General features: G+C 50.1%; 21 protein-coding genes, 1 tRNA gene and 1 pseudogene. 12 read left to right on the top strand and 11 right to left on the bottom strand.

What is annotated here, in order from left to right; translation table 11 throughout:
• Nucleotides 1-15: 15 nt before the first annotated feature.
• The 3 genes and pseudogenes from HQ49_RS02840 to HQ49_RS12520 all read right to left on the bottom strand — a co-directional run.
• Nucleotides 16-1,527 carry a GH3 auxin-responsive promoter family protein gene (locus HQ49_RS02840; protein ID WP_039418325.1) on the bottom strand — a complete coding sequence of 504 codons (1,512 nt, stop codon included), beginning with the start codon at nt 1,525-1,527 and terminating at the stop codon, nt 16-18.
• A gap of 33 nt (nt 1,528-1,560) precedes the next feature.
• Nucleotides 1,561-3,411, bottom strand: coding sequence for an ABC transporter ATP-binding protein (locus HQ49_RS02835; protein WP_039418323.1), 1,851 nt, complete (start codon nt 3,409-3,411; stop codon nt 1,561-1,563).
• A pseudogene (locus tag HQ49_RS12520) lies at nt 3,408-3,635 on the bottom strand (hypothetical protein); the annotation flags it as partial. The gene HQ49_RS02835 and the pseudogene HQ49_RS12520, both read right to left, overlap by 4 nt.
• Here HQ49_RS12520 and HQ49_RS12515 point away from each other — a divergent pair.
• The 8 genes from HQ49_RS12515 to HQ49_RS02800 all read left to right on the top strand — a co-directional run bounded on the left by HQ49_RS12515 (nt 3,631) and on the right by HQ49_RS02800 (nt 10,790).
• Nucleotides 3,631-3,735, top strand: a complete 105-nt coding sequence (locus HQ49_RS12515; protein WP_394331882.1) for a DUF1661 domain-containing protein — start codon at nt 3,631-3,633, stop codon at nt 3,733-3,735. The pseudogene HQ49_RS12520 and the gene HQ49_RS12515 overlap by 5 nt on opposite strands.
• A gap of 274 nt (nt 3,736-4,009) precedes the next feature.
• Nucleotides 4,010-4,261, top strand: coding sequence for a hypothetical protein (locus HQ49_RS02830; RefSeq protein ID WP_018964825.1), 252 nt, complete (start codon nt 4,010-4,012; stop codon nt 4,259-4,261).
• Nucleotides 4,262-4,283: 22 nt separating this feature from the next.
• Nucleotides 4,284-5,294 carry a type I phosphomannose isomerase catalytic subunit gene (locus HQ49_RS02825; protein WP_039418322.1) on the top strand — a complete coding sequence of 337 codons (1,011 nt, stop codon included), beginning with the start codon at nt 4,284-4,286 and terminating at the stop codon, nt 5,292-5,294.
• 12 nt (nt 5,295-5,306) lie between these two features.
• Nucleotides 5,307-6,179, top strand: a complete 873-nt coding sequence (locus tag HQ49_RS02820; RefSeq protein ID WP_039418321.1) for an RsiV family protein — start codon at nt 5,307-5,309, stop codon at nt 6,177-6,179.
• An 84-nt stretch (nt 6,180-6,263) separates the two neighbouring features.
• Entirely contained in the window at nt 6,264-6,764 is a 501-nt protein-coding gene (locus HQ49_RS02815; RefSeq protein ID WP_026292149.1) for a Fur family transcriptional regulator, read from the top strand.
• Nucleotides 6,765-6,792: 28 nt separating this feature from the next.
• Nucleotides 6,793-8,064, top strand: a complete 1,272-nt coding sequence (locus HQ49_RS02810) for an adenylosuccinate synthase (protein ID WP_039418320.1) — start codon at nt 6,793-6,795, stop codon at nt 8,062-8,064.
• The gene (locus HQ49_RS02805; protein ID WP_080745531.1) at nt 8,061-9,350 is read left to right on the top strand and encodes a bifunctional folylpolyglutamate synthase/dihydrofolate synthase; all 1,290 of its coding nucleotides are present in this window, start codon (nt 8,061-8,063) and stop codon (nt 9,348-9,350) included. Before HQ49_RS02810 ends, HQ49_RS02805 begins: the two co-directional genes overlap by 4 nt.
• Before the next feature lie 36 nt (nt 9,351-9,386).
• Nucleotides 9,387-10,790 (top strand): MFS transporter, encoded by a 1,404-nt coding sequence (locus HQ49_RS02800; protein WP_039418318.1) that lies wholly within the window; start codon nt 9,387-9,389, stop codon nt 10,788-10,790.
• Nucleotides 10,791-11,232: 442 nt separating this feature from the next.
• Here the strand turns inward: HQ49_RS02800 and HQ49_RS02795 are convergent, their stop codons facing one another.
• Complete coding sequence (locus tag HQ49_RS02795) at nt 11,233-13,983, bottom strand: TonB-dependent receptor (protein ID WP_196296396.1); 2,751 nt, start codon at nt 13,981-13,983, stop codon at nt 11,233-11,235.
• Nucleotides 13,984-14,168: 185 nt separating this feature from the next.
• The gene (locus tag HQ49_RS11980; RefSeq protein ID WP_235290047.1) at nt 14,169-14,276 is read right to left on the bottom strand and encodes a DUF1661 domain-containing protein; all 108 of its coding nucleotides are present in this window, start codon (nt 14,274-14,276) and stop codon (nt 14,169-14,171) included.
• On the opposite strand from HQ49_RS11980, the gene HQ49_RS12510 reads away from it, so the two are divergent.
• Nucleotides 14,248-14,322, top strand: a complete 75-nt coding sequence (locus tag HQ49_RS12510) for a DUF1661 domain-containing protein (protein WP_369684611.1) — start codon at nt 14,248-14,250, stop codon at nt 14,320-14,322. The two genes, HQ49_RS11980 and HQ49_RS12510, sit on opposite strands and share 29 nt — an antisense overlap.
• 95 nt (nt 14,323-14,417) lie before the next feature.
• Here HQ49_RS12510 and HQ49_RS02790 read toward each other — a convergent pair whose 3' ends face one another.
• Both HQ49_RS02790 and upp read right to left on the bottom strand, forming a co-directional pair.
• On the bottom strand, nt 14,418-16,316 hold the full coding sequence (locus tag HQ49_RS02790) for a peptidase U32 family protein (RefSeq protein WP_039418315.1): 1,899 nt from the start codon (nt 16,314-16,316) through the stop codon (nt 14,418-14,420).
• Nucleotides 16,300-16,950: a uracil phosphoribosyltransferase gene (gene upp, locus HQ49_RS02785; protein ID WP_018964834.1), complete on the bottom strand. Its 651-nt coding sequence runs from the start codon at nt 16,948-16,950 to the stop codon at nt 16,300-16,302. Before upp ends, HQ49_RS02790 begins: the two co-directional genes overlap by 17 nt.
• Nucleotides 16,951-17,087: 137 nt before the next feature.
• Between upp and porT the strand changes: the two genes are divergently transcribed.
• The 3 genes from porT to HQ49_RS02770 all read left to right on the top strand — a co-directional run bounded on the left by porT (nt 17,088) and on the right by HQ49_RS02770 (nt 18,856).
• Nucleotides 17,088-17,822, top strand: coding sequence for a type IX secretion/gliding motility protein PorT/SprT (gene porT, locus HQ49_RS02780; RefSeq protein ID WP_033317133.1), 735 nt, complete (start codon nt 17,088-17,090; stop codon nt 17,820-17,822).
• A 154-nt stretch (nt 17,823-17,976) separates the two neighbouring features.
• On the top strand, nt 17,977-18,723 hold the full coding sequence (locus HQ49_RS02775) for a glycosyltransferase family 2 protein (protein WP_018964836.1): 747 nt from the start codon (nt 17,977-17,979) through the stop codon (nt 18,721-18,723).
• A gap of 59 nt (nt 18,724-18,782) precedes the next feature.
• Nucleotides 18,783-18,856, top strand: a tRNA-Arg gene (locus HQ49_RS02770).
• Between the two features lie 198 nt (nt 18,857-19,054).
• Here the strand turns inward: HQ49_RS02770 and rplT are convergent.
• From rplT to thrS, 4 genes are all read right to left on the bottom strand, one after another.
• Nucleotides 19,055-19,402: a 50S ribosomal protein L20 gene (rplT, locus tag HQ49_RS02765; RefSeq protein ID WP_012457918.1), complete on the bottom strand. Its 348-nt coding sequence runs from the start codon at nt 19,400-19,402 to the stop codon at nt 19,055-19,057.
• Between the two features lie 117 nt (nt 19,403-19,519).
• Nucleotides 19,520-19,717 (bottom strand): 50S ribosomal protein L35, encoded by a 198-nt coding sequence (rpmI, locus tag HQ49_RS02760; protein ID WP_004584226.1) that lies wholly within the window; start codon nt 19,715-19,717, stop codon nt 19,520-19,522.
• A gap of 77 nt (nt 19,718-19,794) precedes the next feature.
• On the bottom strand, nt 19,795-20,400 hold the full coding sequence (gene infC, locus HQ49_RS02755; RefSeq protein ID WP_018964837.1) for a translation initiation factor IF-3: 606 nt from the start codon (nt 20,398-20,400) through the stop codon (nt 19,795-19,797).
• A gap of 103 nt (nt 20,401-20,503) precedes the next feature.
• Complete coding sequence (thrS, locus tag HQ49_RS02750; protein ID WP_018964838.1) at nt 20,504-22,465, bottom strand: threonine--tRNA ligase; 1,962 nt, start codon at nt 22,463-22,465, stop codon at nt 20,504-20,506.
• Nucleotides 22,466-22,484: the final 19 nt, after the last annotated feature.

The following is a 22,484-nucleotide window of genomic DNA, read 5'->3' as shown; positions in this document are numbered from 1 at the left end:
ATCGGGAAGATGCGATTAACTGTTCATTTCGAGGATAGACCTCATTATTTGCGGTGTATTGCTCAGACGAGGCACTTTGTGCTGTCCTCCCAGCTTGCCCTGCTCTGCAAGCCAATCATGGAAGAGACCGGGGCGAGCAATCGTCAGGGAGAGTGGGAGCAAAGTCATGTCTGCATATCGCTTGGCTTCGTAGTCGGAATTGAGCGTTTGCAGTTCGGCATCCAACGCTTGGGCGAACGCATCCGGATCATCCGGTGCGGAGACAAATTCGATCAGCCAGTCGTGTCGCCCCTTGCCCTCCTCCGGGAAAAAGTGGGGTGCTGCCGTATAGTCCACTGCCTGCACACCGAATCGCTTGCATGTCGCCGCCAATGCCTTGTCGCTATTGTGTACCATCAGCTCTTCTCCGAATGCGTTGATGTAGTGCTTGGTGCGACCGGTGATGACTATTTTGTATGGTTTGACCGAGGTGAAGCGTACGGTGTCGCCCAATACATAACGGTAGAGTCCGCCGAGCGTGCTGATGATCATAGCGTAGTTACGCCCTTTTTCCACCCCTTCGAGTGGGACAGCTTCCGCTTCCGGCTGCCCGAAATGTTCCATCGGGATAAATTCGTAGTAGACTCCGTAATCGAGCATCAGCAGCATACCGCTATCCGTCGGGTCGTCCTGAATACCGAAAAAGCCTTCCGAAGCGTTGTACGTCTCCATATACTGCATCCGCGAAGAAGGTATCAGCTTCTCATACTGCTCTCGATAGGGCGCAAAGCTGATACCGCCGTGGAAGAATACTTCCAACTCCGGCCATACATCCGACAAAGTCTCTCGGCCTGTAGCTGCGAGTACTTCCTTGATCAGGACAAGGATCCAAGACGGTACGCCGGACAAGCTCCCGACCCGTGCATGTACCACTTCGCGAACTACGGCTTTCAGCTTCTCCGTCCACTCATCCATCAGGAGCGTCTCTTTCGAGGGTACCCGTATGCTGTTGCCGAGCGCAGGCATATTCTCGACAAGGATGGCACTCAAGTCGCCGACTTGTATATCGGCATTCATGGATACAGGGGCGCGACTGCCACCCAGTACCAAACCTTTCGTCGTGAAGAAACGACTGTCAGGTCTGTTGCGCAGGTACAGCCATAGGGTGTCTTTCCCCCCTTGATAATGGCAATAGTGCAGGTGGCGGTATGGAACGGGGATGAACTTGCTTTTGCTATTGGTGGTGCCGCTGCTTTTGGCAAACCATGTGCAACGTCCCGGACAGAGCACATCTTTTTCGCCACGAAGCATTCGTTCTATTTCGGCTTGTGTCGATTCGTAATCGCGAACAGGCACGTTGCGAGCGAAACACTCTCTCGAGCTGATACGGCTGAAGCCGTAGCGGATGCCGGTGGATGTGTAGGCTGCACTCGACAGGATGCGCTTGAGCTGTCGGTCTTGTATCTCTTCTGCTCGGGAGGCATAGGTGTCAATGGCTTTCAGCCTGATTTTCGACAAAGCATGTATGATACGGGTTTTATAGTCCATCGGTCTCCGTTTCTTTACAAAAGTATCATTTTCTCACTCTGCATTCATATCGCATAGCTTTGTGTAGTATCCGCCCAGGGCGTACAGCTCATCGTGGCGTCCTTGCTCCACGATACGCCCCTCATGCAGCACACATATAATATCCGCATTGCGGATCGTGGTCAGTCGGTGCGCTATGACGATAGCCGTTCTATTGGCCATCAGCTTTTCGATGGCATTCTGTACCAAACGTTCGCTTTCCGTATCGAGTGCGGACGTGGCCTCATCCAGAATCAAAATCGGTGGATTCTTCAAAATAGCTCGGGCGATGCTGATCCGTTGCCGCTGGCCTCCCGACAGCTTGCCTCCGCGGTCGCCGATGTTGGACTGATAACCCTCGGGCATCTGCATGATGAAGTCGTGCGCATTGGCTATGTGTGCTGCATGCTCTACCTCTTCGGCCGTGGCATTCTCTTTGCCGAAAGCGATGTTGTTGAAGACGGTATCGTTGAAGAGGATTGCTTCTTGATTGACGTTTCCGATCAGCTCACGCAGCTCACGCAGTTTTACGTCCCGCACATCCGTCCCGTCTACCAGCACACGCCCTTGCTGGATGTCGTAGAACCGTGGCAGCAAATCCACGATCGTACTCTTGCCCGATCCGCTCTGACCGACCAGTGCCACCGTTTTCCCTTTGGGAATCGTCAGACATACATCGCGCAGCACCCAATCCTCGCCATAGCGGAACCACACATGATCATAAACTACCGCCTCTTCGAACACGACGGGGTGGGGCTGTTCGGGATCTTTGATGTCGTTCTCGGCCATCAGGATCTTGTCCACGCGCGACATGGAGGCTAGCCCTTTTTCTATGGCGTATGATGCCTTGCTCAGCTCTTTGACCGGATTGATCAGGCTGTAGAAGATGACCAGATAATATATGAAGGTGGAAGCATCGATGTCGCCCGTATTGTTCAGAATAAGCGTACCCCCATACCAGAGTACGATGGCTATGGTGGCCGTGCCGAGAAATTCGCTCATCGGGTGTGCCAACTGCTGGCGGCGGAAGACCTTCATCGTCGTACGGCGAAACTGCTCGTTGGCACGATGGAAGCGATCCTGCATCTTCTTCTCGGCATTGAATGCCTTGATGATACGCAGGCCGCCAAGCGTCTCTTCTATCTGGCTCATCAGGCCTCCCCATTGATTCTGCCCTTCCAGACTCTTACGCTTGAGTGTCTTGCCCACCTTGCCCATCAGCCCTCCGGCTATTGGCAGGAGGATGAAAACGAAAAGGGTGAGCTGCCAGCTGATCAGGATCATCCCGATCAGGTAGATGGAAATGAGGATCGGATTTTTCAGCAACATATCCAGCGAACTGATCACGGAAGTCTCTATCTCATTCACATCGCCCGATATGCGCGCCATGATGTCGCCCTTGCGCTCTTCGCTGAAAAAGGAAAGGGGGAGTCCGAGGATCTTATCGTTGATCTGATTGCGAATATCCCGCACCACACCCGTACGCAGCGGAATCATGCTGTAGAATCCGAGGTACATCGAAGCCACTTTCAGGAAGGTCATCACCACCAGATAGATGCCCAGCATGATAAGCGTAAACGATGCTCCACGTACCTCTATAAGCTGGCTTACGTACCAGCTGAAATTATTGCTCAGTGCAGCTCCGGCAGCTTTCCATCCATCCATGCCACCCCAGTCTATCCCATCCATCGGCATATAAGTGGTCACCTGGCGGTCTATCCGGAAGAGGATGCGCAGGATGGGCATGATCAGAGAGAAAGACAATAGGTTGAGCAGTGCGCTCAGCGTATTGGCCACCACGCTCCATGCCACATACTTTTTATAGGGCGGCACGAAACGGCGTATAGCACTGAAAAAATGCTTCATAATAATCGGGCGGTTGCTGCTAAAAACTCCGAAAGATACGTGTTTTTGGGGAAAGAAGCCTCCCCAGCTCTGTGTCCCGAAGGCACTGTGATGTGAGCTTTTCCCCGGCTTTGGGAAGGAAAAAAGAGCGGATAGGGGTATTTCCCTCTCCGGTGTATTTGTGCCTGAAAAAATCTCCGGACGTGGGGCGTAAAAACGTGGCGCGGGAATTTTTTCGTTATGGCGCGTAAACTGAAAAATTCTCGCGCCGGAACGAAAAAGTTTTGGTTCGAGTTTTCAGAAAAACAGGGACGAGAAATGAGCGAATTTTGGTCCGTAAAATGAGCAACGCATCCAAGCTCGACGGACGCGAAGGAGCGACTTCCCTATCACCCTCGCCATCGTTTTCTGTGGCTGGTTTCAGCCTTTTTCATGCAAGAATGGTCGTAGCTGCATCTGCTTGTCCCGCAACCCTAATCTGCGGTGCACCTATATGGGACAGATCTTTTGGAGAGACACTTTTTTGCACTTAGTGGCTTGAAAACGAAGTCTCTTTCTAAAATGAAAAACCTACCTTTACGGACGAAACGACTCGGGAAAATATGATGTAAAAGAGGGAATGAAAAGAATCAATATCACCATCGGCTTTCTCTTTATATACTTCGTAGTGATGTCCGTATTGGGATACCCGCGCGAAAGGATAGCTCCGGACGGTACCGACCGGCTGGTAACGTATCTGTTGGTTTGCGCTTTGGAGCTGGTCGTACTCATCTTGTTGCGGTGGGTATTGATACGGCGATACAAGATGCGCGAGCGTCGCCGGCACGATATGGAACAGTATGCCCGATACGATGAAAAACCCGACGAATAGTCACCTAACGCTACAATGAAGTATGACGGACACGGCACAACTCTATCCTTACATATTCCATCCCATCCTTCGACCGGTCGTGTGGGGCGGTCGCAGGATACGCCCTTTCAAGGGAATGGAGCCGACCGATGAAAACATCGGAGAAAGCTGGGAGATTTCGCATGTGAGCGATCACTATTCGGTCGTAGCAAACGGACCTCTGGCCGGTAAGACGATAGACGATTTGCTGGTGTATCATGGCGAAGATCTCCTTGGCCGGCACGTATTCGAGCGGTATGGCCGGAAATTTCCCCTATTGATCAAGTTCATCGATGCGCGCGATGATCTTTCCGTTCAGGTTCATCCCGACGACCGGTTGGCAGCCGAGAGGCACCAATCCTTCGGCAAGACGGAGATGTGGTACGTGGTACATGCCGATCCGGATGCTCGTCTCTATTCCGGTTTTTCTACGCAGTCTTCTCCCGAAGATTACGAAAGGCGTGTGGCCGAAGGCACGATCATGCAGGCTTTGTCCGAGTATAAGGTCGAGGCGGGCGACGTCTTCTTCCTGCCTGCCGGTCGGATACACGCCATCGGTGCCGGTTGCTTTGTGGCAGAGATACAGCAGACATCCGACATCACCTATCGTATCTACGATTATGACCGCCCTGACGCCAACGGGTGCTTGCGCGAACTGCATACCGAATGGGCTAAGGATGCCATCGACTATCGGCTGGAGGATTCGTACAGGACGGCCTATACGCATCGGCCCAATACGGCTGTCCGGTTGGCGGACTGTCCTTATTTCCGTACGGCTCTGCTGGAGCTGGACAAGCCTATCAGGCGCGATCTCGTGCAGGAAGACAGCTTCGTCATATATATATGTGTGGAGGGAGCTATTACCCTCACGGACAAAAGGGGCTATCGCCTCGAACTCCGACAGGGACAGAGTGTCCTCGTTCCGGCCCTGACGGCCGATGTAGAGCTTGTCCCCGACCCTCAAGCAGGGTGCAAGTTGCTTGAGACCTATATCCCTGCTTCCACTAACTGCTAAAAGATTTATCCGATGAAAGCAAAAATGCCATTACTCCTGCTTGCGGCTTTCGCCCTATTGCTGCAGATTTCATCCTGTAAGAGAGAGAGGAACAAACAAAGCGACAGGATCGTTTTCGACAGTATTTCCATGGAACGTTGCACTCACTTGTTAGGCGACTCCACCATGCCTTGCAACGATATTAAAATCCTGTTTGAATATCCGTCAGACAGCATTCCTCATGCCATAGGCGATTCGGTGAGGTGGAATATCCTCAATGCCCTGTTCGGCCCGGCGTATGCATCCATGTCGCCTTCCGAGGCTATGTCGGCTTATGCTGCCGCCAGCGATTCCACCTATTTGTCGGATATGGAGCCTTTGCTGAAGGAGGAACTTACGCTCAAGCCCGATTATAGACCGGACTTGGGGCTTTATGCCTATATCGATCACATAACGGGCAAGGTCGTCTTCCGGCAGGACAGCCTCTTGGTCTATGAGATCGAAGCTTTCAAATACATGGGCGGCAGTCATGGTTACGGTGACGTTGCATATCTCAACCTCGATTTGCGTACCGGCAAGCAGATTCTTTTGGAAGACATCGTCGCACAGGGCAAAGATGCTGCTCTCACCGATTTGCTCTGGAAGCAGTTGATGGCAGACCAAGGGGTTTCTTCCCAGGAAAGCCTCAACGAAATGGGCTATGGCACCTTGGGGGATCTTTATCCTACGGACAATTTTGGAATATCGGAGCGAGGTATCACTTTCCTCTACAATGAGTACGAGATCGCTCCCTATGCCATGGGGCCGATACACATTACACTGTCGTTCGATTCGCTTGCTCCGATTCTCAAGGAGGATTCGCCCACTGTCTTGCTCTCAACTGGCAAGAATGGATCGAAAAGATAAAAACCGACAGGTTTTCTCGCGACCAACTTCTTCAAAAGAACTATATTTGTAGCTCCTGTCGATAGTGCCATGGCAGTTGTAAAGATGATAGTCACATCATTGGAAGACCTTCGCTCAAGATTGCGTGCGTATGTGTCGGAGCACGGCTTGCGTCATACTCCCGAGCGGTACAGCATTCTTGAAGTCGCATATAATCTGAAGAAGATATTCACGCCGGACGACTTGTTCGATCTCACTCGCGAGAATGGCTTGCCTGTAAGTCTTTCTACGGTCTATAATACCCTTACCTTGCTCGAACGCTGCGGGATCGTTCTGCGTTTGCCTTCTCCCGAAACCAAATATCAGTATTTGATGGCTTCCTTCGCAGAGCAGTGTCCGCTGCTTTTCTGTACCGAATGTGCACAATTCTCTACCTACTACCGACGAAATGTGAAGTCGATACTGGCCGACAAAGATCTCAGACCACCACGCTTCTCTTATAGGCAGGCCATCATTTGTCTCTATGGGATCTGCGACAAATGCAGGAAGAAGCAGTCGGCCCTCAAAAAGGCGGCAGACAAAGCTGCTCCCAAGAAGAAAAAATAATAACACAGACATATAACATTGATCCGATATGGAAAAAGTGGATGTACTTCTCGGCCTGCAATGGGGCGATGAAGGAAAAGGAAAAATAGTGGATGTACTGACTCCGCACTACGATATTGTCGCTCGCTTTCAAGGTGGCCCGAATGCCGGACATACGCTTGAGTTCAATGGGGAGAAATACGTGCTTCGTTCCATTCCTTCGGGAATCTTCCAAGGAGAGAAAACGAATGTCATAGGCAATGGAGTGGTACTCGATCCCCTGCTTTTCAAGGAAGAAGCCGAAGCTCTTGCAAGCAGCGGTCACGATCTGACCAAGCGTCTCGTGATCTCGCGCAAGGCCCACCTCATTATGCCTACGCATCGACTGCTGGATGCTGCCAACGAAATAGCTAAGGGAAGCGGCAAGATCGGAACCACAGGCAAAGGGATCGGCCCCACATATACGGACAAAGTGAGCCGCAACGGCCTGCGTGTCGGAGATTTGGAGCACGGCTTCGAGGGAGCCTATTCGGCAGCCAAGGAGCGTCATCTTCGCATCCTGAATTCTCTGAACTATCCTGCGGACGAGCTGGCGGATCTGGAGAAGCGTTGGATGGAGGCTACAGAATACCTGCGCACGTTCGAATTTGTGGACAGTGAATTTCTGATCAATGGTGCTCTTGCGTCCGGCAAGAAGGTGTTGGCCGAAGGAGCACAAGGATCGCTCTTGGATATTGACTTCGGTTCTTACCCGTTTGTGACCAGTAGCAATACGATATGTGCCGGCTGTTGTACCGGCTTGGGAGTCGCCCCTCGCAATGTGGGGGATGTATATGGGATATTCAAAGCCTATTGCACGCGCGTCGGAGCAGGGCCTTTCCCCACGGAGCTGTTCGACGAGACGGGAGACAAGCTTTGTGAATTGGGACGCGAATTCGGCTCTGTGACGGGACGTAAACGCCGGTGCGGCTGGATAGACCTCGTAGCCCTACGCTATACCATCATGTTGAATGGTGTGACCAAGCTGATCATGATGAAAAGCGATGTGATGGATCTTTTCCCCACGATCAAGGCTTGTGTGGCATACCAGATAGACGGCAAGGAGACACGCGATTTCCCCTTCCATCTGACAGAAGGGGTAACGCCCGTTTACAAGGAATTCCCCGGTTGGCAGCGGCCGATGACGAACGTCGTCTCCGAGGCCGATTTCCCCAAAGAATTTAGCGACTACATCGCCTTCTTGGAAAAAGAATTGGGAGTCGGTATCGCTATCGTTTCCGTGGGTCCCGACCGAGAGCAGACCATCATCCGGCAGGCATGATGACATACGCAGAAGCTATCCGATATCTCTTTACCGCCACCCCTGTCTTCCAACACCAAGGAGGCAGTGCATATAAACCCGGGCTCGGTACCGTAGAGACCATAGACCGCCTGCTGGGACATCCCCACAAGGCTTACCCAACGATACATGTGGCCGGCACTAACGGCAAAGGCTCTACCGCCTCTACACTGGCAGCCATCTTACAGGTTGCCGGTATGAGGGTAGGCTTGTTCACATCTCCCCATTTAGTGGATTTCCGCGAGCGTATTCGTGTAAACGGCATTTGTATTACGGAAGAATACGTAGTGGATTTCTGCGAGCGAACGCGTGAGATGGTGACAACGCTGCATCCCTCTTTCTTCGAGCTGACTACGATGATGGCTTTCGACTATTTCCGGCACGCTCAGGTCGATATGGCACTTATCGAAGTGGGGATGGGAGGCCGTTTGGATAGCACCAATATCATTACCCCCATCCTGAGTATCATTACGAATATCGGCAAGGATCATGTGCAGTTCCTTGGGGATAAGCCGGAGAAGATAGCCTTCGAAAAGGCCGGAATCATCAAATCCGGAGTCCCCGTTGTAGTTGGCCGGGCCGAGGGCGGTGTGCGCGATGTCTTTCAGCGCAAAGCCGATGAGGAAGGAGCGGATATTGTTTTTGCACAAGAATCGGGCGTAATCACGTCCTCGACATTAGAGAACGGTTGCTATACATACCGGACACGAGACTATGGATCGGTTCGTGGCGAACTGACCGGCTTGGCGCAGGAGGAGAATGCCCGTACGATTCTCTGTGCCGTGGATGTCCTTTGTAAACGATGTGGTCTGAATCTTTCTTCGGAGCACGTACGTGAAGGATTTGCCCATGTTACGGCAATGTCTGGGCTGTTTGGCCGTTGGCAGCAGCTGGCCGAGCAGCCACGGATCGTATGCGATACCGGACACAACGAAGATGGGTTCCGTCTGATCACCGAGCAACTGAGGCGACAGACTTACCGACAGCTGCGTATCGTCTTCGGCATGGTCAATGACAAGGACATCACAGCCGTATTGGCTCTCTTGCCCCGGGAGGCCGTTTATTATTTCACCCGTGCTTCGGTCGATAGAGCTTTGCCGGAAGACGATCTGCAGCAGCAGGCCGCTGCTTTCGGCTTGGCCGGTAGTACCTACTCTTCGGTTCGGGAGGCACTCGAAGCTGCCCGACGAGAGGCGCATGCGGATGATTTTATCTTCGTCGGAGGGAGCAATTTTATCGTAGCCGATTTGTTAGAAGAATTCAAATAACTAAGTAATCATATCAATAAAAAACCTTTTAAAAAAATGACTGACGCAATCAAACAATCCCTCAGGGACAAGCCCGCAGTCCGGTGGACAGCACTAATCTTAGTGGCTGCCACCATGTTTTTTGCCTACATGTTCGTGGATGTGCTTTCTCCTCTGAAAACACAGTTAGAGCAGCAGGTCAATTGGAGTTCCACGGTCTTCGGCTCTTATGGCAGTAGCGAGTTCTTTATCAACGTTTTCTTCGGATTCCTCATATTGGCAGGGATCATTCTGGACCGCATGGGCGTGCGTTTCACTGCCATCTTATCCGGCAGTTTGATGCTTTTGGGTGCCCTTATTAAGGTATATGCCCTGAGTGAAGTCTTCAATAATGGCGGCTTCGGTTACGATATGCTCAATTCCTTTTCTATGGGCTTCCCCCCATCTGCCAAGCTGGCCTGTGTCGGTTTTGCTATTTTCGGATGTGGCTGTGAAATGGCCGGCGTAACCGTTTCGCGTGCTATCGTGAAGTGGTTTCATGGCAAAGAGTTGGCTTTGGCCATGGGGCTTGAGATGGCTATTGCCCGTTTGGGAGTCTTCGCCGTGTTCTGGACTTCACCTATAATTTCAAAGCAGTTCGAAGGTACGCTTCAGAGCGTTCAGGTACCGGTTATTTTTGTTACGGCACTTCTTTTCATCGGTTTGATCCTTTATGGTATCTACGGTATCCTCGATAAGAAGCTCGACCGCGAAGTACAGGATGCGAGTGTGGAAGAGGAAGAACCGTTCCGCTTCAAAGATCTCAAACAGGTATTCGGCAATAGCATGTTCTGGATTGTTGCCCTCTTGTGCGTGCTTTATTACTCAGCCATTTTCCCCTTTCAGAAGTTTGCCACCGAGATGCTTCAGTCCAATATCGGTCTGACGGCCGAAGGAGCTGCGCGTATCTTCAGTATGTTCCCCTTGGGTGCCATGGTGCTGACACCTTTCCTCGGCGCTTTCTTGGATAAGATCGGAAAAGGAGCCACCATGCTTATTATCGGTTCGGTGCTGATGTTCGTTTGTCACCTGACATTTGCTATTTTCCCCTTCGAGAGCGGTGCCACATCTTCGCTGGCCATAGCCATTGCAGCCATCGTCGTACTGGGTATTTCTTTCTCTTTGGTACCTGCCGCTCTATGGCCTTCGGTACCCAAGATTATCGACCCCAAAGTACTCGGTTCGGCTTATTCGGCCATTTTCTTTATTCAGAATATCGGCTTGATGGTTGTTCCCATCGTGATCGGAGCCATCCTCGACGCCACGAATAAGGGTGTTGCAGCCGGCGAACCGAAGAACTATACTTTGGCGATGCTGGTTTTTGCTTCATTTGGTGTACTCGCCTTTATCCTCGGTATTCTCCTGAAAGGGGCCGATGTAAAGAAAGGCTACGGACTTGAACTCCCCAATATCGAGAAGTAAGCATATCTTATTCCGCAAGGAAAATGCGGAAACAAGAGATTAGATCGCTTCCGTAAGAGGAACCGCTTATAATCCCCGCAAAAAAGAGCTGTGCAGAAAGGAAATCCTCCCTGTGCACAGCTCTTTTTTTTCAATATATCCAAACTAATATTAGTTCCGCTCAAAACTACTATTAGTTTCGCGAGAATCCACCAGTAGTTTTGAGAGAATCTACTGGTGGTTTCTGTGGGGAGATCCATAGGTGCCGAAAGAGGGCGCAATTTGCATGCTGATTCGACCTTTTGAATTGAGCATTGGCTGCTTGAGAGTGGCGCGATTCGTCGGAAGTCGGCGGCCGCTTTATGATTGAAAAAAGAGGGTACACCCGGTATGGGTGTACCCTCGATCGGTTTGTTATAAAAACACTTACACACTTTGTCTCTTGCTCAGAAGAGAGGTCCGATTAGGACGGTCGTCCGCCACGGCCGAAAGGTGCGCCGGGACGATTCATATTGCCACGTCGGTGATCGCTGCGAGATCCGCCACCGCTGAAGGCGTTGAATCGGTAGATGAAGTCCACCATCACGTAGCGTCCGATCGTATTGGACATGGTCTCTTCTATATTGATGGCCGTAGCAGAACGGCTGATATTAGAGCGCTGACCGAGGATGTCATAGCCTTTGACCCGCAGTGTACCGGCCTTGTCGCGAAGGAAGCTGTATGAGAGCGAAGCATCCCAAAGCCATTCGTTCAGGCTGAATCCCCCGCTGTAGCCGGAGTTCGTGTTGTATTCGAATTGGCTGTCAATACGGAATCCATAGGGAAGCGTTAGTGCGACCTGATAATTGCCGCCGAAGTCGTATGTGCGCGAATCTTTCTGTCCGCTCAGACTATTATTCGCCATATAGAATCCTATGTTGCCTCCGATACCCGTGTCGATCCAATCGTTGCGATAGGTCAGCGTCAAGCGTTCTCTCGTTCGGAACGAGAGGGCTTTGTTCTTATTGTCATTGATAAAGCTTTGTCCTTCGGCCAGCCTGTTGAACAAGGACATCCTGAAAGAAAATGCCCTGTTCTTGAGCGGAACCGACAGTGTCCCATGAAGATTCGCCTGCCATGTGCCGGAAGCATTTTCATAGCGGGTGGTACGGATCCCTGTGGACTGGTCGTAGTGCGTATTGGGGACGATGTCGTCGAATGTATAGTTGCCGAAGAAAACGATGCTGAAAGCTCGCTGACTTTTGGCGTCGAAGTCCGAGAACATGGCCATCACATTGTTCGAATAGCTGGGCTTCAGGCCCGGATTTCCTTCTGTCACGAAGAGCGGATTCGTGATGTCCTGAACGGGAGCGATCTGATTGATGGATGGTTGTGTAGTACGCCCTCGGTAATCTACGCGAAGGTTGGTGGTCTTGTTCGGCTTGTAGTTGATTCGGAGCATCGGAGAGAGATTGACACGATTGAAAGCCAACTTGTCCTGCTCTACTCCTCCTACGTTCCGATAGCTGACAGTTCTGTTGGGATCCACGTTGAACCCCACGGTGTAGTCCCACGTCTTGGCAATCTTCTTGAGGTTCAGTCCGATGCGATACTGGGTAAACTCGTTGTTGTAGGAGAGTCCGTACTGATCGTCCAGTGTGGAGTACAGTCCGTCGTCGCCCAATCGGTACACCTCACGGTCCGAATTGCGACGCGAGAAGCGTCGGTTCAAAATAGCCTGTGCGAAGTAATTTTTGCCCAATGGTTCTACGTAGGAGAGCCGAAGGCGATATTGCAGGTCGGAGTTGTCGTTGAATTGCTTCTGATTCGTCTCCACACTTTGGAGCACGGCCTGATATATGCCTTCTCCGTCTTCGTCGGTCAGTCCGCCGCTGATGGAAGCACTCAGGGTACGCCCTTCATCGTTGAGTTTGTGGCTGATGTCCAGTTCCCCGTTCAGACGGAAGTTGTTCCCTTGCGTAGTCTGGTGGATGGAGCCTTTATTGATGATGCTTCCGGTCGTATTCTTCGTCTCGTATGCGTCGTTGAAGAAGCCATCCATCTTGGATATCGAGAGGTCGGGCTCGAAGACCACTTCGGTACGTTCGGACGGTTTCCATTGCAGCCTGAATCGAGCCTGACCGTTGTGAGAGAAAGAGCGTTCCGATATACTCTCGTCCATATAAGTATTCCCTTCGGCGAGGATGTTTTCCACGCGTTTGGTGGTCTCTATGGCCTTGTCGTTGTATCCGTAGCGCGCATCGCCTCCCGTGTTAAGGGCAGAGGAGAATTCGACGCTGAAGTTGCCGCCCAGCATCGAAGAAGAGGTAATGCCTCCGCTATTGCCGAAGCCCCGTCTGCCAAAGCCTTGGGGGGAGAAGAAGGTCATGGATCCCATCTCGCTGCCCATTTCGCTGAAGCCCATATTATTCGTGTTGTTCGCACTGCCGATCAATGTCCACTGCTTATTCCCGTCGAACCGATTGACGTTCCCTCCGGCCATATAGCGTTGGTCAGTACCGTAGCCGGCTTGGACCGATCCGAAGAGCCCCTTCTTTTTTTCGGGTTTCACTGTCAGATTGATTACGGTCTGCTCTTCTCCGTCATCGAAACCGCTCATTCGCGACAACTCACTCAGCTTGTTCAGCACCTGTACTTTATTGACCATATCGGCGGGAAGATTCTTCATCGCCACCTTCGGGTCTTTGGAGAAAAATTCTTTTCCATCGACAAGGATCTTGCTGATGTCCTTGCCGTTGATCGTGATTTTTCCATCCGAGCTGATCTCTGCTCCGGGCAGCTTCTTGATCAGCTCCTCGATAGAGGCTCCTTGCGCTACGGTATAGGAGCCGGCATTGAACTCGAGCGTGTCGTTGCGTACGACGACCTCTGCCGCTTTGGCCTGCACCGTCACACTCTGTAGGAGACGGGCATCTTCGTTCATGGAAATATCCTTCAGCGTGATGGTTTGCCCGCTTTTGAGAGATATTTTTTCGTCGTGGGTGTTGTACCCTACATACGAAACGCGCAGAATGTAGTCGCCATCCTGTGACGTCTTCAGACTGAACATTCCTTTTTCATCGGTGGCACCCGCTACTACGGCCTTTTGACCGGTACTTTGTACAAGCTGTACGTTGGCTTGAATCATGGGGTGTCCCTCTTCGTCCAATACTCTGCCTGCTACTCCGGCTTGTTGGGCTTCCAGCCCAACGAAACCAAGAGAAGCAAGGAGCATTGACAACAGTAATTGATAAATCGATCGCATAAGAAAAGTTTGAAAAGAAAAATAGGTGCTATCGTTCCCATCCTCCGAAATGGTATATTACGACTTACCCTACAACTGAAATAGAGAAAGAAAGAGAAATAAGTTTAATTCGTGTTCACGGAAAAGGAGGTCGAACCCGGTGGAAGCGGCATGGCTTACAGAGAGATCACGAGCCAAAAACAGGCGGATTGTGGCCTGAGTTTTCGTGTAAACACGCGCGTAAACTTTTTCGTTTTGGCGCGGGAATTTTTTGCTTCTCGCACCAAAACAAAAACGTTCTCGCGCCACGTTTTTCGGTTTGTGAGTTGAGAAAAAATACGAACCAAAAGGCTTGGGATCTGGAAAGATGATTGGCGATGTCGCTTTGCTCTCACCGCCTCCTAAGGTTTGGCTTTTTTTGACTTTTATTGGATCTGCTTGTCAAGGTAGACCAGCATTTGGCAGTGTCGGCAGTCGAACTCCAATCGCAGGCGGCTCTCGCCATGAACCAGATAATACGGTTCTCTGTACGGCGATTTCTTGTGCTGGAACGTGGGGCAGTATCCCAAGTGATAGCGAAGGCAGTGCTTCGAAAACATAAGCGGGACGCCTTGGGGGTGCGAGTGTTCGAAGGCGGGGGCGATGGCTGTATATCCCATCTGCCGGTAGAAGGCTTCTGCTTCCTTGTTCGCCACGTTGGCCAAAAAGGAAAGACTCTGCTCTCCCTCGCGCGGACAGTCTGCCGTAGGAGGTCTGCGGTGTCGTGCGACGGCGTTTCCCTTGCGCTCGGGCATAGCCGAGGCCGTCTCAATGAAAGACTGAACTGCTTCTCTCCTTAGCTGACCGATGAGGGAAAGCGGAATGAAATAGTCGTGACTGAGCCGGATATTGACCGAGATGGCTTCAAGCGGTGTGCCTCCTAATTTGGACAGATTCTTGCGGATCTGCTCTTCATCGAACCGATTGGCAGGCTCGTGGGCGGCCGCTATCGTGCCCTTTGCCGGTGGATAGCCGTCTGCTTCTATCAATAGGGAGAAGCCTTCCGGAACGTCCGTCAGAGTAAGGGATACGGGAATGAGGCGGACGGCCGAGTTGTCTTGTGAGAGTGCTTTCTCGAAGCGAATGTCGTAATTGCGGAATACGTTTGTGCCCGGTACGATGCCGGTAGGATTGTCCACCTGTATGCTGCCGTCAGGCAAAACCACATTGATGCGCGTGCCACTCATGCTGCCGTCAGGATGCAGGAGGTAGAGGCCATCGCCATTGGCCGGAGAGGTTTTGGATTCCGTATTGTCGGATCGTAGTCGGATACTGATCTTGTCCCTCTTTACGGCGGTCACTCGGCCGATATAGGCTCCTCGGCTTTTGTTCGATTCGGGTGTGATGAGGGAGTCCGTATCCCGTTTGCCGCTCAGAAGCAGATCGGTGAAGCCGCGGTTGAAGCTCTTTTCGGGAGCGGGGTGGAAAGCGAAAGAGCACCGTCCCGATGAGGCCCTGCAATAGCGTTCGGGGTAGCGGCTGATGAGTTCGTCCAGAAGACGGCGATAGTGAGCTGTTACGTTTTTGACATAGGAGATGCCTTTCAGTCTGCCTTCGATCTTGAACGAAGAGATACCGGCCTCAAGCATCGACTCCAGTTCAGCAGAGCGATTCAAGTCTTTCAAGGAAAGGAGATGCTGATTGCTTCGGATTACCTTTCCATCGGCATCGATCATCGTATAGGGCAGTCTGCAAAGCTGGGCACAAGCTCCTCGGTTGGCACTGCGTCCGGTCAGTGCTTCGGAGAGGTAGCACTGACCGCTCAGACTCACACAGAGTGCTCCATGTACAAAGGCTTCCAATACCACTGATGTGGAGTCAGCTATCTTGCGGATTTCGGGGAGAGACAGCTCTCTGGCCAATACCACCTGCTCATAGCCCAGGGATTGGAACATCCGGACTTTCTCCACAGTGCGGATATCGCATTGTGTACTGGCATGGAGGGCTATAGGTGGGAGGCTTAGACGACATAGAGACATGTCCTGTACGATCAGGGCATCTGCTCCTGCCCGATAAAGCTCCCATGCGATGCGTTCGGCCTCGGGAAGCTCATCGTCGTACAGGATCGTGTTGAGTGCTACATATACTTTGGCACGATAAAGTCGTGCGAAGTATGCCAGCCGGCCTATATCCTCTATCGATACTCCTGCGGAAGCTCGCGCGCCAAAAGACGGAGCACCGATATACACGGCATCGGCACCGTGGAGGATTGCCGCCCGACCCGTGGCAAGATCTTTGGCCGGAGCAAGCAGTTCTACAGGCCGTGGCTCAAAGCTTCTCGCCATAGGCCAAATCGCCTGCGTCGCCTAATCCCGGTACGATATAGGAATGCTCGTCGATGATGGGATCGATGGCTGCAATCCATATTGTAGTATTCTCCGGCATGACACCGCGTATATAGTCTACGGCTTGCTGGCTGGCTATTATGCTGGCTATATGGATGTGCTTCGGATTGCCTTTGGTCAGTAGTGCTTTGTAGGCCAGTTCCATGGAGCTGCCTGTGGCGAGCATGGGATCGGATATGATGAGGACCTTGTCCGTGATGTCCGGGGAGGCTATGTATTCGATGTGGATGTCGAAATTCAGACGGTCCTTGTATTTCCTGTAGGCGGATACAAAGGCGTTTTCGCAATAGTCGAAATAGTTCAGAAAGCCATGATGGAAAGGCAATCCTGCCCGAAGGATCGTAGCCAGCACTACTTTGTCCTGTGGGACGATGCACTCGGCTTCCCCCAAAGGAGTAGTGACGGTACGCACCTGCTGCGTCATCTTCTTGCTTATCTCATAGGCCATTACTTCTCCCACACGTTCTATATTGCGACGAAAGCGCAGTCGATCGTTCTGAATGGTGACATCGCGCATCTCCATGACGAATCTATTGAGAAGAGAGTGCTCGGCACCTAAGTGTATTACTTCCATAATTATTGTTGTGAGGTGAGTTGTGCGAATCCACGAACGAGGCGTTCTAACACCGATTCGCGCAAAAATACAATATCTTTGCTGCATAAGACGTTGGTTTTACACACCAAATAAAGAATTGAAGATTATTCCCTCAGATGCAATTCTTATATAATTCACGTTTTTCGTTGAGAATCGCTCTCCTTTGTCTGATCTGTGCTTTGGCCGGTCGTACCCTTTCGGCGCAAACGGAAAAAGTGCAGAATCGTCCCTATGCGGACTACAAACGCTATCATCTTGGATTCCATGTAGGGATGCATGCCCAGGATTTAGTTATCTCGAACAACGGATTCGTGCCGGAGGGAAGTACATCGGCTCCGATATTTGCCCAAATCTCCAAGTATTCGCCCGGGTTTTCCGTTGGCGTGATCGGCGATATGTTCCTCTTGCCTAATTTGAATTTGCGTCTCCTGCCGACCTTGCACTTCGGGGACAAGCAATTCGTCTTTTCCGATGGGGAGAAGTCTGTGGCATCTTTCTCGGTTCGATCCAATTATTTGGAGTTTCCTTTGCTGCTGAAATACAGTTCCAGACGCCTGAATAATATACGTCCATACATCATTGGTGGTCCTTATTGGACCATGGAGTTGGGGCGAAAGAAGGGGCTGGAGATTTATACCAAAGCCAATGATTATGGGGTACAGATCGGCCTCGGTTGCGATTTTTACCTGCCATTTTTCAAGTTGTGTCCCGAACTGCGCTTTAGTTTTGGCTTTCCCGACGTTATTATGCACGAACGTCCCGATCTTTTGGATGATTATAAGCTCATCTATACGCAGTCCATCAGGCAGGCACGCACTCGAATGATTATGCTTACGTTCAATTTCGAATAATTTGCGCACCATATTCGAAACAGCAACGCATAATCCCAGGCGAACAAAATAGGAATCGCTTGAGTTTTTAATTCGGTAAGTGATGCTTTTGCAAGCATTTCTTGCTGCGTGAATTTGTGTGTCGAGATCCGATACCTATCCTTTGGGGAATATTATGGAAGAGAATAAACTTGTTTTTTCAATTATTACAGTCTGCTATTGTGCAAGGGACGTTATTGCCAAAACAGCCCAAAGTGTACTTTCGCAGACATACCCTAATATAGAATACATTGTTGTTGATGGAGCTTCTCCCGACAATACAGCTGAGGTAGTACGTTCGCTGTCTTCGGATATCAAACTAATCAGCGAATCGGACAAAGGATTATACGATGCTATGAATAAGGGACTCCGTATGGCTACGGGAGACTATGTTTGGTTTCTGAATGCGGGCGATCTTTTGCCATCCAATGAGCTTGTCGAGACGATAGCCAACGGTATTAAAGGCTCTTCAATGGGATTGCCGGATGTTCTTTACGGTGATACCATGTTGATTGATGCCGACGGTAAGGAGAAAGGTTTGCGACGACTTCGTCCTCCTTTCGAACTTCAATGGAGAAGTTTTGCCGATGGGATGTTGGTTTGTCACCAGGCTTTTATTGCTAAGCGATTGATTGCACCTCCATATAATTTGAAATATCGGTTTTCAGCCGATTTCGATTGGTGCATTCGCATTCTTCAGGCGGCTCGCAATGTGGTGAATACAGAGATGATCTTGGTACACTCTTTGGACGATAGAAGAGGTGTAACCTATAAAAACCATAAGGCTTCGCTCAAAGAAAGATTCTTGATTATGATGCATTACTACGGTAGCAAGAAGTCGATCATGAAGCATCTGAGCTTCTTTTTCCGTCGCAAGCGGTAAGCCACTTGACAGAAATCAATCCCAAACGGAAAGAATTTTGTACTTTTGTGCAGCAAAAAGGCCTGGTAGCTTAGCTGAATAGAGCGTCAGATTCCGGTTCTGAAGGTCGCGGGTTTGAATCCCGCCCGGGTCACAAAGTCTTACAAATGACTATGCCGAAGAGAGAAGTCTCTCTTCGGCATAGTCCGTTTTTAGTCCCTTGCGCACTCCTGTCTCTCTTCTCTACTTTGCCAGTAGTAGGTATGAAACAAAAAAGATGTGCCAAAATCTTTTTGACACATCTTCTTTATGTTACTTTGACCACCACCTCAATAAGAGGTGTGGCAAGCATTTAGTTTTTTACTTTGGCTACAATAGCTCTGAAAGCTTCAGGGTGGTTCATCGCCAAATCAGCGAGAACTTTGCGGTTGATTTCGATACCGTTTGCATGGAGAGCACCCATCAGGCGAGAATATGACATCCCTTCCAAACGAGCTGCAGCGTTGATACGCTGTATCCACAGAGCACGGAAATTACGTTTTTTGTTCTTACGGTCGCGATAGGCGTAGGTCAAACCTTTTTCCCACGTGTTCTTAGCAACTGTCCATACATTCTTACGAGCACCAAAATATCCGCGTGTGAGCTTCAGAATTCTTTTGCGTTTAGCTCGTGATGCAACGTGATTGACTGATCTTGGCATAATACTAATTGTTTTTGATTGGCAGCGGCTTCGGTTTTATCTTAATAAACCTACGCACTTGATAAAGCATGCCTCTCTGTTAAAAAAATCGTTGTTAGTTTGCTTTGAAAGAGTTTGTTATCGGAGACAAAGGAGTTGCTTAACGGCATTCTCATCTACCTTGTGTACTGTGGAGAAGTAGGTGAGGTTACGCTTTTGCTTCTTCGTTTTCTTTGTCAAGATGTGACTCTTGAAAGCGTGCTTACGCTTGATTTTACCTGTTCCGGTAAGGGCGAACCTCTTTTTGGCACCGGAGTTAGTCTTCAATTTAGGCATTTTCCAACACTATTATTATTAAACACTTCTTGTTATTCCACTGCTGTAGGACAGGTCTTGTCGGACAGCGGTGTTTTTTATTCTTCTTCGGTTTCTACGGATTCTTTGACTTGTTTAGAAGTCTCCACCTGCGTTTTCGGTGGTGTATGTCCTTTTTTTGATGCGGATTTGGGCGTAAGCATGATAGTCATACGCTTACCTTCCAAAATAGGCATTTGCTCTACGCGAGCAAAGTCTTCCAAATCATTGGCAAAACGAAGCAAAAGAACTTCTCCTTGCTCCTTGAAAAGGATTGAACGTCCACGGAAAAATACGTAAGCTTTTACCTTAGATCCTTCTTGCAAAAACTCTTTCGCATGTTTGAGCTTGAAGTTGTAATCGTGGTCGTCCGTCTGGGGTCCGAAACGGATCTCCTTGATTACGATTTTCACCGATTTGGCTTTCTGTTCTTTAGCCTTCTTCTTCAGTTGGTAAACAAACTTCTGATAGTCGGTAACACGGCATACGGGCGGATCAGCATTTGGTGAGATCTCGACTAAATCCAAATCTTGGCTTTCGGCAATGCGTCGTGCTTCTTGGATGTTGTACACACCTTGCTCCACATTGTCACCGACGAGACGCACCTCTTTCACTCGGATTGCTTCGTTGATCCGATGTTGATTCTTCGTTTTATCGATTGCCATTCAAAATGTTTAAGAGGGGGAAGGGCCGGTTTTGCCGATTTCCCCTTTTGATAATACTTGTTTGAATTGTTGTTACCTTATTATTGTTTCTGAAAAGAAGGCTTTAGTTTTGATAATCTTTACGCCAAGCGCTAATCATATCATCCACTTCTTTCTCGATAAGCTCGGCAAAGGTAGTAATTTTCATAATACCCATATCTCCTTCGCCTTGTTTGCGTACTGATACCTCTTCCTTCTGGCTTTCATTTTCGCCAACGATGAGCATATACGGAATACGTTTCAACTCATTGTCCCGTATTTTTCGTCCGACCTTTTCATTCCTGTCGTCCACCTGTACGCGGATATCTCGCTGGTTCAATTCTTTAGCCACACGATGAGCATACTCGTTGAAGCGCTCGCTTACGGGCAGGACAACAACCTGATCAGGCGTGAGCCAAAGCGGAAATTTACCTGCTGTGTGCTCTATGAGTACAGCAACGAAACGCTCCATCGAACCGAACGGTGCACGATGGATCATCACAGGGCGATGCTTTTTATTGTCTTCACCGGTGTACTCTAGGTCGAATCGTTCGGGCAGGTTGTAATCCACCTGAATGGTCCCCAACTGCCAACGACGACCCAATGCATCTTTGACCATAAAGTCCAACTTGGGACCATAGAACGCAGCTTCACCGTATTCTATGACAGCGGGGAGACCTTTTTCTTCACAAGCCTCGATGATTGCGCGCTCGGCACGCTCCCAATTCTCTTCGCTTCCGATATACTTCTCTCGGTTTACTTTATCCCGAAGTGATATCTGTGCTTCGAAGTTTTTGAAATCAAGAGCCTTGAAGATGATGAAAATGATATCCATCACCTTGCAAAATTCTTCTTTGAGCTGATCCGGACGGCAGAACAGGTGTGCGTCGTCCTGCGTGAAACCTCTTACACGTGTCAGCCCATGCAACTCTCCGCTTTGTTCGTAACGATATACTGTTCCGAACTCGGCCAAACGAATCGGCAAATCGCGGTAGGAGTGTGGTGTGATCTTGAATATCTCACAGTGGTGAGGACAGTTCATCGGTTTTAGCATGAACTCTTCTCCCTCCTGCGGTGTATTGATCGGGCGGAAAGAATCCTGTCCGTATTTGGCGTAGTGCCCGGAGGTGATGTAGAGATTCTTATTGCCGATATGCGGCGTAATTACCTGTTGGTAGCCAAAGTGCTTCTGTATCTGCTTCAAAAAATCTTCCAAACGCAAACGCAGCTGTGTGCCTCTCGGCAGCCAAAGCGGCAAGCCGGCACCTACATTTTGGGAGAAAGCGAAGAGTTCAAGCTCCTTGCCAATCTTTCGGTGGTCACGTTTCTTGGCCTCTTCCAAAAGCTCAAGATATTCATCCAACATTTTTTTCTTGGGGAAAGTGATCCCATAGATTCGTGTCAGCTGTTTTCTCTTTTCGTCACCGCGCCAGTAGGCTCCTGCTACACTTAGAAGCTTGATCGCTTTGATGTAACCGGTATTGGGCAAGTGCGGGCCACGACAAAGGTCGGTGAATCCACCTTGTGTATAGGTTGTAATGGTACCGTCAGCCAGTTCGCTGATCAGCTCCACTTTATATTGGTCATCCTTGTCTCCAAACATGCGGAGTGCGTCAGCCTTGGCTATGTCGCGTCGAATGATCGTTTCTTTGCGAGCAGCCAAATCCTGCATCCTTTTCTCGATGGCAGGGAGGTCGGCGTCTTTGATAGAAATGCCTTCGCCCGGATCTACGTCATAATAGAATCCGTTTTCGATAGCAGGTCCGATGCCGAATTTAATACCCGGATACAATTCTTCCAATGCTTCGGCCATCAAGTGGGCACTGGAGTGCCAAAATGCATGCTTGCCTTCCGCATCGTCCCATTTGAATAACTTCACTTCTGCATCTTCATTGATCGGGCGATGCAGATCCCACGTTTGTCCGTTTACGCCTGCAGCCAATACATCTTGCTGCAAACGTGGGCTGATGCTACCGGCTATATCCCAACCAGTAACTCCCGCTTCATATTCGCGGAAGTTGCCATCGGGAAAGGTAATTTTGATCATATCGTTATGTTGTCTATTT

This window comes from Porphyromonas gulae, assembly GCF_000765945.1.
Classification (GTDB): Bacteria; Bacteroidota; Bacteroidia; order Bacteroidales; family Porphyromonadaceae; genus Porphyromonas; species Porphyromonas gulae.
Note: the sequence above shows the minus strand (reverse complement) of the source record. Positions and strands in the feature narration are given on the sequence as shown.